This is a genomic window from Spartinivicinus poritis (assembly GCF_028858535.1).
Taxonomy (GTDB): Bacteria; Pseudomonadota; Gammaproteobacteria; order Pseudomonadales; family Zooshikellaceae; genus Spartinivicinus; species Spartinivicinus poritis.
On record NZ_JAPMOU010000083.1, the window covers coordinates 1 to 12,287 of the forward strand.

Genomic DNA, 12,287 nt, shown 5'->3' on the forward strand with positions numbered 1-12,287 from the left:
TTAAAACGTCGTGGTAAAGGGTTATTAAGTGATTTAGTAGGGCTATTAATATAGCCCCCAGGAATCTATATTGAGCCTTAATTTAATAGTTATTTTCTAATCTCTTCTTGAGACTGTTGCAAAAGCTAGCGGATATGGGGTGACAGGGCGTGACTCCATATCGGACACTAGATTTATTTTCAACACCCTTTTGCGACGCCCTCTTTTGGGAGAGGGCTGGGATGAGGGTGTATTTACTTTAAAATGCAAGCAATTAAAAACTTATTAAATCACCAATAAATCCATAAACTCATTAACGGGAGTTTCCAGTAATTGCTGATGATTTTGGCAGAGCTGATAAATCTGTTCAACTCGCTGTGCGGGGTAACGGGTTTGTAAATTTTGCTTAAATTTCTCCAATAATAAAGGAATGCCCTCTTCGCGGCGACGTCGGTGGCCCACCGGGTATTCTACCGTCACTTGTTCAGTTTTACTGCCATCACGGAAAAACACTTGCATGGCATTCGCAATTGAGCGCTTATCTGCTTCTAAATATTCCTGACTGAATCGTGGTTCTTCAACGATTTCCATTTTTTCCCGTAACTGATCAATTTCAGGATGGGCCTGATGAAAACTGTCTTCATAATGATCAGCCGTTAAACTGCCGTATAATAATGGCACTGCAGCCATATACTGCAAGCAATGGTCACGGTCAGCCGGGTTATTCAGTGGTCCTGATTTACTGATAATGCGAATAGCCGACTCATGGGTAGTAATCACCACCTTTTCAATATCATGAATGCGATCTTTTACTTGAGGGTGGAGTGCCATGGCCGCTTCTACTGCAGTTTGGGCATGAAATTCTGCAGGATAAGAAATTTTAAATAAAACATTTTCCATCACATAGCTTTTAAATGGTTGCGCTAGCTTAAACGTATTGCCTTTAAACAACACATCATAAAAACCCCATTTTGGTGCAGACAACACCCCTGGATAGCCCATTTCTCCTCGCATCACAATATCCGCCAACCGCACCCCCCGAGAAGTCGCATCACCCGCAGCCCAAGATTTCCGAGACCCCGCATTTGGGGCATGGCGATAAGTCCGTAATGACTGGCCATCCACCCAAGCATGAGATAACGCATCAATAATCTGATCTTTACTGGCCCCTTTCAGCTTGGTTGCAACTGCCGTAGAAGCAACTTTTACTAGCACTACATGATCTAATCCAACTCGATTAAAGCTATTTTCTAAAGCCAACACGCCCTGGATTTCATGAGCTTTAATCATCGCCTCTAATACATCTTTTATGGTAAAGGGCACTTGCCCTCGGGCTTGTTTCACCTGGGATAAATAGTCAGTAACCGCTAAAATAGCACCTAAATTATCGGAAGGATGACCCCACTCCGCCGCCAACCAGGTATCGTTATAGTCTAACCAGCGAATAATACAGCCTATATCCCAAGCCGCTTTAATGGGATCCAAGCGTAACTGAGTTCCCGGTACACGAGCCCCATTCGGTACAGTTGTACCCTCTACAAAGGGCCCTAAATGCTTAGTACATTCAGGGTAACGCAACGCTAATAACCCACAACCCAAGGTGTCCATTAAGCAATAACGGGCCGTTTGCATGGCTTCTTCACTACTGACTTTGTATTGATCCACATAGTCAGCAATGGCCACCAACACATCATCCGGCTCAGGTCGTACATTTACATCAACATTTTTTGTCATCATTTACTCGTTAGTTGTATTACACGATAAAAACAAAGATTTTTAGCTGCTATCTTTAGCGTTGTTCTATGGGCACCAACTCACGATGCTCAGGCCCTACATAGTCAGCACTGGGACGGATAATCCGGTTATTACTCCGTTGCTCCATCACATGTGCAGCCCAACCACTCACCCGAGAGCAAACAAATATAGGGGTAAATAATTTGGTAGGAATACCCATAAAATGATAGGCAGAGGCATGGAAGAAGTCCGCATTGGGGAATAGTTTTTTCTCACGCCACATCACTTGTTCGCAGCGCTCAGAAACTGAATACAACACCTTATCACCTACTTCCTGAGCCAGTTGCTGTGACCAGCGTTTTATAATTCCATTACGTGGATCAGACTCCCGGTAAATTGCATGACCAAATCCCATGATTTTCTCTTTACGCGCCAACATGGCTAACATCTCACGCTCTGCTTCATCAGCAGACTGCCATTGTGAAATCATTGCCATGGCTGCTTCATTTGCCCCCCCATGAAGCGGGCCACGTAACGAACCAATAGCAGCGGTAATACAGGAGTGCATATCCGATAAGGTAGAGGCACAGACACGCGCCGTAAACGTGGATGCATTAAACTCATGCTCTGCATATAAAATCAGAGAAACATTCATGACTTGAGCATGTAAGGCACTTGGCTTTTTCCCATGCAATAACTGTAGAAAATGGGCACCTAACGCATCACTATCAGTTTCCGTTTCAATTCGCACCCCGTCATGACTAAACCGATACCAATAACAAATAATGGCAGGTAATAAAGCCAACAGCCGATCAAAGCAGTCCTGCTGTTGGGCAAAATCTATCTCTGGCTCCAAATTACCTAATACTGAACACCCTGTTCGCATCACATCCATCGGATGAGCAGAAGCCGGTATGATCTCCAACACCTGACGCAACTTATCAGGTAGGATACGCTGCTTTTTAATTGTCTGCTTATAGCGGGTTAATTGGTGTTGATTGGGTAATTCACCATGACACAATAAATAAGCAACCTCTTCAAACTGCGCATGCTCCGCCAAATCAGCAATATCATAACCACAGTAAGTTAGCCCTGTTCCCGTTTTACCTACTGTACATAATGCTGTTTCACCTGCCGATTGGCCTCTTAAGCCTGCTCCTGATAGTTTTTTTTCTGTCATGATTACATTATTTCCTTTGTATCTTATTTTATTGGTTTAATTATTGTTTTATAAAATGTTTGTTAGGCACTGTCTTGTTAGTATTTATTAACAAATTCGCTATACCTATCGCGAATGATGTCCTTGCCGGGGTATTTATTTAATTAGGAGTTATCTGTCTGCCGTTTTGCAAACAACTGGTCCAGCTTATCTTCATAAGCATGGTAGTCTAAGGTTCGATAGAGCTGTTCTCTGGTTTGCATATCTTCTAAGCGCGTTTTCTGACTTCCTTCACTCAGCAACGTTTGGTACACATCAAGAGCTGCTTTACTCATTGCACGAAACGCACTTAGTGGATACAACACCAGTTGTACACCAACCGCAGCCAACGCTTTGGTAGTAAATAAAGGGGTTTTACCAAACTCAGTGATATTTGCCAACACAGGTACTTTGACAGCAGCTACAAATTTCTGGTACTCGTCTAACGAGTGCATAGCCTCTGGGAATATCATATCTGCGCCTGCTTCTATACACAGTAACGAGCGCTCAATAGCTGCTTCCATTCCCTCAACCGCATGGGCGTCAGTACGCGCCATAATAACAAAATTTGCATCCTGACGTGCATCAACAGCCGCTTTCACTCTATCTACCATTTCATCAGCGCTAACAATTGCTTTTCCTGGCCGGTGGCCACAACGCTTTTGTGCCACCTGATCCTCAATATGAATGGCCGCTGCGCCAGCCCGCTCCATTTCTTTTATGGTACGAGCAATATTAAATGCACCACCAAATCCAGTATCACAGTCAACTAATAAGGGTAATGAGCTAGCGGCGGTTATCCGACGAACATCTTCCAGCACATCATTCAAGCTGGTCATTCCTAGATCAGGCAATCCAAAAGAGGCATTAGCAACCCCAGCGCCAGATAAATAAATAGCTTGATGACCCGCTTGTTCCGCTAACATAGCACAGTATGCGTTTATCGTACCGACCACCTGTACAGGCAACTGATCTTTAACCAGCTGTCTAAAGCGAGCCCCTGGTGATTGAGAGGTTGTCATGAAAATTGATTCCTTCCTATATCAGTTTAATTTTTTGATTTTTTTATAAAATGAGCAACATAACAGTTACTCAAGTCGTCTTATTCTAGCCCCCATCAGGTTGCGCAGAGACCATATACTACAATTAGTTAACGATGCCCATATAGTAACGAATGACCATGATATGCTCAATTCGCTTTATAATTTGCTACTTTCGCCTTATATATAATATACCCAAAACCTAGGGCTTTTAGGGAGGCTATACTCGCCACCCATGCCAATTTATCACCCTTAATTTTATAACACCCTACTAAAACGCTGACTCAGCTGGGTGAAATGGATGATATATGCATCTTGGCAGCTTTGGCTAGCCGAATTATTAAGCAGCTTTATGCTAGTTTTTGCTGGTATAGGGAATCATCAATGATGTCAGCCAAGGCGCCATTTACCCATGCAGGCATTACCGCCACCTTTGGTCTGATGTGTGTGCAGTCATTTATACTGATGGTGATGATTATGGGGCCCCCTTTTAACCCCGCTGTCATATTGACCTGTTGACTGGCCAAGCATATTCCTACCCTACAGCTACTGCCTTATATTGTCAGTCAAACTCTCGGCGGCATAGCCCATTTAATGATCACCCACAGTAGATCATGTTATCTATGCATCGCTATATAGCACGCTCAGCAAACTTTGCTAAGAATTTTTGAGATTTTGAATCTATTTCTTTAAACTCAATCCCCAAATGAAAATCTGTTTTTCTTATTACTACATGGCGAACTTCAGCCGTTGTATAAATCACTAACTTACTATTGCCGTAAATCACTTGAATCATCACTGGCAATAGCTGCATCTTTTTAAAACAGATATCCGTTTCCAAGAGTGCACCCTGCTCTGAAACATTAACGGTTATTGCAGGCACTATCTGTCCAGTCTGTTTATCTTTAATAGCCGCTTTCCATTTCACTTCTCGACGAGGAAACACTCGCTGTTCATGTGCTTCCGTATCCTCTAAAAGTTCATCAATATTCTCAGTCATTGTTGATAGAAGATCATGCTCATTTTAAGGTTGATTAAAGAGAAAAAGTGCTATAGTTGTCCATGTTAGCGTGAGTTTAAGCAGCGGTTGCAACTGCTACTTCGACACGATTACGACCATTATCTTTAGCACGATAGAGTGCTTTATCAACGGTTGGTATTAATTGGTCTAAATCCGTAATAATGGATTCATCAACGGTCAATACACCCACACTGACGGTCACCCAAGAACTAATGGGTGAGGCTGCGTGGGGTATTTGTAAGTCACATACCCTTTCCCTTAATTGGTTAGCTAGCTCCAACGCATTTTCTGGTCCTGTTGAGGGTAAAATCACGGCAAACTCTTCTCCACCATAACGTGCCGCTAAATCGGTTTCTCGCTTAAAAATATCCTCTAAAATATGGGCAACTTGTTTTAAACAGCGGTCACCAGCATCATGTCCATAAAAATCATTGTATTTTTTAAAATAATCTACATCACAAATAATCAGTGATAAGGGGCTTCGTGTACGAGAAAAACGGATATATTCCATCTTTAAGGTCTGATCGAAGTGACGACGATTACTCAACCCAGTTAAACCATCCTGAATAGCCAGTCGGGTTAACTTTTCATTTGCATCTCGCAGTTTGATTTCCATATCTTTTCTGATTAATGCACTCACGACCATATCACCAAACAGGCGCATTAAGACAAAATCATCAATGGTCCAGGTTTTTGCTGTATTTGCTACTGCCTGACCGAATATGCCACGTAAATGCTCTTGAATACGCAACGGCACCATCGCAAAGGAACCTACATCCGCACTTTCAAATAAATCTTTCTCTAAATTTGCTTCGCCTGTTAGTAAACTCACATCGGGGATCTGAGTATTATGGCCTAGTCTGGTTTGAAGCCATGGATAATCATCAATAAATATCACCTTGGGTAGTGACTTTGTATGTTGAACTTCACTATTGCGCCATTCGAATGCTTTATAAAGATATTGGCCATCATCGCTAATCAAATAAATATAGCTATAGTCAGACTCAAAAAACTGACCAATGATACTAAGGGCATGATCAACAGTTTGCTCAATCGCATCTATTTGTAAACTGATAAACTTAGTTGATAGTCGAGCAACCAGCTTTTCAGCTTGCTCCCGCCGTTGAAGTAAGGCGGTACGACTCTCAATCAAATCTTCCAAGTGCTCTCGGTAATGGTTTAGCTCTTGCTCTGCTCGTTCCCGCTTGATCATGTCACTTTGTAATGACATGCGCATATCATTAATAGCATTTACCACTTCATCTATTTCATCGGGGGGATTTGAGGGCTGCTTGCCAACTAACTTCAGTTCTTTTGCTAAATTGGTCAGACCTAATTTTCTTGCATACCGAGCCATTTGACTGAGGGGAATCGCAACCATTGACAAAATAATGAGAACAATAAAAATAGAAACGATAAAGGTCTTACCGAGTTGGGTAAATAAAATCACCAACGCTTTATCAAATAATCGGTTATAAACATTTTCCAACGTGCCTTGTACGACCAGCTTACCTACTTCTACCTTTCCTAAATGGACATCATCATAAACGACTTTAAAGCTTCGTTCGATTTGATACACTGGATCCGTCGGCTCACCCAGCTTAATTACCGTGCCTAACTCATTATCCAACTCAACATGAACAATATCGGCAAATTGTAAAATACCATCAAGCTGGCTATGCACCTGAGGCATATTTACATGCCATAGGCCGACCGACAAGCTGGGTAAATGGCTATGTTGAATTTGTGAAAACTGCTCATCAATAACGCTGATATCTTTGGTATAGTCAAAATACAGTTGCAATGCAGTTGATATCAAGGCAAAAACTGAGCTACAGAGGATAATATAGCCCAACAAACGATAAGTTAAGGGATGGTCTTTACGGTGAGTTAAGATAGGCGCCAGAGGGTTTTTCATCTTGGGATACTACACATTTCCCTCAGTCTTAATCAGACTGCCGTTATACTAGTACACGTTAATCATAACTGATATAGCTAAACCTGCTTACTTTATTCGCTCTACCTTATTACTATAAAGCTAGTTAACTTCAATTTTAGCTTATCATTACTCTACTTTCTTTTATTATTATTTTAATTACCAAACCAATCTGGCTTTAAAGTGAAAACACCCTAAATTTAATACTCTTAGATCATATTGAATACATTATTAATTAGTAGAATGCATAAAGCGTTTTTCCTCGCCTGGTTGATAACGATACTTGCCTTCTTTAAAAGGATTAATTTTAAGAAACGGATTTTCGATTCTAAATAAACGCCGCTGAGCCATATTAGCCTTATGTATCATCGACTGATGATCAGGGTAGTTATAAAATAACTGGTCAAACTGGCCAGAAGCCATAATGATCTGCAACCCTATTTTAATTCTATTATATAATGACGTATCGCTTTTTCTTACAAAGAAGTAATAAGGCGCATCATATTGCAGCATAATTTTTTCTTCAACCTGCAAATGTTTATCTGCATGCTGAACTATCTCTGCCCAAGGTTCCCCTACGCCTCTTGGGAAATAGTCAGCACGATTTAACTGAAGCATATCAAATATGCCTAAATAGTTAGGGCTAGTCACTACCGTAAAACCATTAGCAATTAAAATTTCAGTGTCTGGCCAATCGTGCCCTTGAATCGCTCTTAGTTTTTTTAATTCAGCTAACGATTGAATGCCGGAGTAGACAGCCTGCTCTCCCGCTTTAATAATAAAGATACGATGGCCGATCAAACCTTTTAACAAGGGAATTCGAATAGGCTGTAAGATATTCTCTCGCTTTTCTGACGTCATTGTCGCAATAATTCTAAACTTTATCCCGCGGCTGATTAAATCCATAACACGGTCTTGGGATATTTTTCCCTGGTATCCTTTAATAGAATAATCACCAAACTCTTTTCTAGTCACAGACAACACCAAGTCAAGTAGCTGATATCGGAAACTATCCTCCAAAGGCTGCTCAGCACTATGAGGCCGGATAAGAAATACCGCTTTTGCTGAGACACTACTACTCGCGATCACATACAAAACAAGTAATAACAACCAAATAGACAATATCGATTTACAGCACAACACCTGTCTTTACCTAAGTGGCATGGGTATTTGCTATCAAGAGATTATTAGATAAGTGTAGATATAAAAAGGAAAGGCCCTCAACCAAGAGGGCTCAGCATTTGGCTTAAATCGTTAACTGAGGGGGGACTATTTGAAGCGGCTTAGGCTTTATCGTATCAGTATTACCTTGAGACTTTCGACTAGTGATTTCACCATCATCAATAATAGTAGCCAGCCCTGTTTGGTTATCCACTTTTACCGAATACACTCCACTGCCAGTTGCTACTGTAATATAGGTTTGTCGATTACCACGACTGATTGATACATTCTCATAAACTTGGCCATTTTCAATTTGACCTTGCCATACTTCAACACCATCTTGCGTATTATGGGTTGAAGTAATTTCCGCCTGAACGGATTCATTAAGATGAGGTAAATTTAATACTAGCTTCTGACCAAGGCTTAATTGCTCTAGAACACCAGGGTTCATCTGTACATGGGCAACATGGATGCCCCCTTCCTCAATAATTGGATTCTTAGCGTCAACTACCCAAGCTACTTGAGGCTCAGCTTGGCCAGAAAAGTCATTTACCCATTCGTCTACAGGCAACTTTAACTCACTTGGATCTACGGCTTTGAATTCAGCTAAGGCATTTTTTTCAACCGCTTTAGCAATGTCTACATCATGAGTCATTATCTGTTGTAAAGAAGGGACTGCTTGCGAAGCTTCCTGTATCACCGGATTTGTCTTAGGCGAAACGTCAATATCCTGTTTCATCATAAAAACGGAACTAATGCCTATAGATAGTGCACCTATTCCTAACACCATTGGCTTTAGCATGTTTTAAACCTCTTACTGAGCGAAATTGACAGGGCTGCAGGGCAGCCCTTGCCCGAATATCACCAAACTACCTGAAAATTTGCTGTGGTCTGGTGAAAAATCGGGTTAACCATTTATTTATTGCTCAATCTGAACATTATCGATAGCGAAATTGACACCCGCCTTAGGTCCAAAAACAAAGAGCTTTTGATAGCGCACTTTTCCTTTTGGTGTGACTTTTATTGTGCCATTAATTGTGTTCCATTGACCCGCAGGCACTGGTTGGCGCTTAATTACGACCCAGTGATGACCACTATCATCAATATAGTACAATCGCATGTCCGCGTATTGATGACCAACAGTGGCATCTGTCACTTTAAAATTAGCCGAAACCTTATAGGTTTGACCATGACTTAAAAGCCCTCGCACATCATACGCAGCACCTGAATACCAGTATGGACGTTGGGTTATAGCTAAGCCATAACGACCTTCACTAGCTGAATTCGATAAAGACACTTTACTTCTGAAGCCTTCATGCCAGCTTTGCAAACCACTTTCGAAGTTACTCAATAAAACTTGAGGCGTTTTTCTTTTTACAACGGTTGGTTGATGTGTTGTTTGTTTTACAACCGCCTCATCTAATATAAATGGAATGCCACTACGTGGAATATAAACAAACAAATAAGCTTCATTACTCTGCTGAGCCTGACCTGACTTAATCGTAAATTGAGCCTTTATTTGACTAAATTCACGATCAGTAACAGACTGAGAGTCTAGTTCTACATATTTTTGACCTGGAATATAAAGTAATACTTTGATATCAGAACGGGTATTGTCGCTTGATGCCAACTTAACCTTGACAGAAAAATCATAGCGTTTATCGACTTCTAAACCAGTTACTTTTGTATAAGCGCCAGCACCATACTGGTGATTAGTCACTTTTAACACCTGATCCTTACCACAGGACTTGGTGATAGTCTCAATATTGAGCTGACTTGCATAACTTGCCCCCCAATATTGACTCTGATTATTTGAAAACTCAGGGTTTTTAATTAAGTTTCCTTCAACCTCAGGCTTTTTACAGACTTTATTATTAACAATCGTTCTGGTTGTTACCTTCGTTTCAGTCGTGTTTGTAGTCGTTGTTTTCGTTTTATTCGTTGTTGTGTTTTTTCTATTAGTTGTTTGGGTTTTATTTGACGTTGTCTCGGTCTTTTTGTTGTTGACCCGGCTAGTCGCGTAAGTTGCGGGCATGAACTCAGCTAATTGTGTTGCGACACGATTTAATGCTTGTGCGGCATCAGCACTGTTCGCTTCGCTGCTCTTCACCCCACAAGCTAGCCCTTTACAAGCATAAACATTCGGGTTAGAGAAATATTGTAGTCTGGGAATCCATTTGCCATTACCATAGGCGCTTTGATAAGCCATGGTCGTAACAAATAAACCATTAACTCCATGCCCGACGCCCCAATCGAAAATTGAGCCACGGCTACCTTGTGCCCGAGAATGGCTTAGTCCCATATTATGACCTAACTCATGGGCATAGGAGCTTGTACAATCAAGAGAAACCCAGTTATAAGCAACTCCCTTTGAGTCCACATCTATTTTACCAGTCTTGCCATTACCCCAAGGTAAATAGCCTAGCCCACAATATTGATTAGAAGGCCCGACTAAAGTAACAAAGTCAGCGCCATGCTTTGCCCTTAACCCTGCAACATACTCATTATTTTTTAATTTTTTCAATAAAGGACCAGTCAAATTATCTGCAAAGCCTTCTGACTGAGGTAAAGCACTATGATGAACTAAACGTAACTTAATATTAATGTTACTATTTTCATAGCTTTTATTCGCATAGGTAATAAACTGGCTCAATTTAGCAGCCATATCATTATCTTTTGCTGTATTGTTTGTATACACAGCCATTACATCTAAAATAATTGGTCCATCAACAGCCTCAGTGGCTGTAACTGTGTGGCTACTCATAGATGAAATTGCCAGAACCAGTGGGCTAATAAAAGCTTTATTCAGCAAGCGCATTTTATCCTCTCTAATTACATCAAGAAACTGGATTGATGTGTTTGGTTCAGCTGTTAATCGGTTGTCCTTAAACAGCCAAAATTAATATTTATCTGATTTGGTAGGTTGTGTTTACTGAAACAGTAATAACCGTCAGGTTGTATCTCGGTGGCTTTACTTATGAATTTCGAGGTGAACTTTACATTAAACAAACACATGTTTACTTTGAACTGGTTCTCACACTACATATAATTTTAAACACGTAACCATAAAAAAGTCGTGTTATATCAGCTAAATTTATAATTATTAATACATCACTTAAATAGTGTCATTTTCCCGTTAACTGGCTATTTATTCCTTATTTAATCCATACAAAAACAAACTAATTTGACGCTGCCTGATAGGATAAAGTGGGTGTAATAATTTCAGATAATTTCCTTGGCACGACCAACTGAAAAGAACCCATCATAGTTTATTTTTAGGCAAAAAAATAAGTGGGATATATTATTGAGTTAGCTAGAACGAGTCTTTTCCTGTAAGACTAGTGGTAACATCTATTGGCTTAACAATATTAGCGCTGGCGGTCGTTGAGTGACAAACTTCCGTGAGCTAATAAATAACAGATGGTAGAGGGATGACAGCCAGCTTCTAATCGTTATTCGTAAATAAGTATATGCAGGTGAGAGGCTTGTCCTTAATAAAAACAAGCCTTCAGAGAGTCAGTAGTTAATTGAGTAGATGAAAGATGTCGATAAAAAAAACTAACAAAGTGCTTATTTAACACCAGTTGATTGCCCTGCTTAGATAGTTCATAACGTCCAGTATGAAGACCATTAGCATATGTTGCTAAAAAATCGGTATAGTTCTTCTCCAGATGAAATAGCGTTAAATGATCAAAGTCCACCTCAATGACCTGAGCCATTATTCCTTCAATACCTGGATTTAAATCAATACACAAATATTGGCTTTGAGTATTTCGATTGACGGCAAAAGGAACTCTTCCTATGCCAAACCGCCCACTACATAACTGCCTATCGTTGGACTGAAATAAACAATCATTGGCAGAGCAAAACTATCAACTAAAACCGTAGGCAATAAAGGAAAATGACTGGTCAATTTTGTCAATGCTTTATCTTCAGCTGCTGGCCTTAATGTTTTTAAACCAGAGGGATAGTAAACTTCCATCCAACGCACAATTACAGACCAGCACTGGAAAATTGCCTGCTGCATATTGATATTCCTCGCGCAACGAAACCTTATTCAGCAGACAGCATAATTTATGCCAGATTTAACATTTTTGTAAAAGCCAGCACTCTATACCAATATTCCTATAAAAATATACAGATATATACCAGTCGCGAATCATTTCTAGGTTCAATAATACAGCATCATGTGTATAATCCACTGTTATGAGAGGATTT

General features: G+C 40.5%; 11 protein-coding genes. 1 reads left to right on the plus strand and 10 read right to left on the minus strand.

All coding sequences use genetic code 11. The annotated features are described in order from the left end of the window. Window positions 1-264 precede the first annotated feature (264 nt). The 3 genes from ORQ98_RS27620 to prpB all read right to left on the minus strand — a co-directional run bounded on the left by ORQ98_RS27620 (window position 265) and on the right by prpB (window position 3,933). Complete coding sequence (locus ORQ98_RS27620) at window positions 265-1,713, minus strand: bifunctional 2-methylcitrate dehydratase/aconitate hydratase (protein ID WP_274692069.1); 1,449 nt, start codon at window positions 1,711-1,713, stop codon at window positions 265-267. 55 nt (window positions 1,714-1,768) lie between these two features. Then, window positions 1,769-2,893: a bifunctional 2-methylcitrate synthase/citrate synthase gene (gene prpC / locus ORQ98_RS27625; protein ID WP_274692059.1), complete on the minus strand. Its 1,125-nt coding sequence runs from the start codon at window positions 2,891-2,893 to the stop codon at window positions 1,769-1,771. 143 nt (window positions 2,894-3,036) lie between these two features. Then, window positions 3,037-3,933 carry a methylisocitrate lyase gene (gene prpB, locus ORQ98_RS27630; protein WP_274692060.1) on the minus strand — a complete coding sequence of 299 codons (897 nt, stop codon included), beginning with the start codon at window positions 3,931-3,933 and terminating at the stop codon, window positions 3,037-3,039. Between the two features lie 315 nt (window positions 3,934-4,248). Between prpB and ORQ98_RS27635 the strand changes: the two genes are divergently transcribed. Next, a complete protein-coding gene (locus ORQ98_RS27635; protein WP_274692061.1) occupies window positions 4,249-4,470 on the plus strand; it encodes a hypothetical protein in 222 nt (73 codons plus the stop codon). A gap of 112 nt (window positions 4,471-4,582) precedes the next feature. Here the strand turns inward: ORQ98_RS27635 and ORQ98_RS27640 are convergent, their stop codons facing one another. The 7 genes from ORQ98_RS27640 to ORQ98_RS27670 form a co-directional block, all read right to left on the minus strand. Continuing rightward, window positions 4,583-4,951 (minus strand): PilZ domain-containing protein, encoded by a 369-nt coding sequence (locus ORQ98_RS27640; protein WP_274692062.1) that lies wholly within the window; start codon window positions 4,949-4,951, stop codon window positions 4,583-4,585. A gap of 76 nt (window positions 4,952-5,027) precedes the next feature. Beyond that, complete coding sequence (locus ORQ98_RS27645) at window positions 5,028-6,890, minus strand: diguanylate cyclase (RefSeq protein WP_274692063.1); 1,863 nt, start codon at window positions 6,888-6,890, stop codon at window positions 5,028-5,030. 249 nt (window positions 6,891-7,139) lie between these two features. Further along, window positions 7,140-8,051 carry a type 2 periplasmic-binding domain-containing protein gene (locus ORQ98_RS27650; protein ID WP_274692064.1) on the minus strand — a complete coding sequence of 304 codons (912 nt, stop codon included), beginning with the start codon at window positions 8,049-8,051 and terminating at the stop codon, window positions 7,140-7,142. 103 nt (window positions 8,052-8,154) lie between these two features. Further along, on the minus strand, window positions 8,155-8,871 hold the full coding sequence (locus ORQ98_RS27655) for a hypothetical protein (RefSeq protein ID WP_274692065.1): 717 nt from the start codon (window positions 8,869-8,871) through the stop codon (window positions 8,155-8,157). Between the two features lie 117 nt (window positions 8,872-8,988). Then, window positions 8,989-10,887: a biofilm-associated metzincin protease Mep72 gene (gene mep72 / locus ORQ98_RS27660; RefSeq protein ID WP_274692066.1), complete on the minus strand. Its 1,899-nt coding sequence runs from the start codon at window positions 10,885-10,887 to the stop codon at window positions 8,989-8,991. Between the two features lie 673 nt (window positions 10,888-11,560). Then, window positions 11,561-11,788 (minus strand): hypothetical protein, encoded by a 228-nt coding sequence (locus ORQ98_RS27665; RefSeq protein WP_274692067.1) that lies wholly within the window; start codon window positions 11,786-11,788, stop codon window positions 11,561-11,563. Window positions 11,789-11,868: 80 nt separating this feature from the next. Then, complete coding sequence (locus ORQ98_RS27670) at window positions 11,869-12,096, minus strand: hypothetical protein (RefSeq protein ID WP_274692068.1); 228 nt, start codon at window positions 12,094-12,096, stop codon at window positions 11,869-11,871. Between the last annotated feature and the right edge of the window lie 191 nt (window positions 12,097-12,287).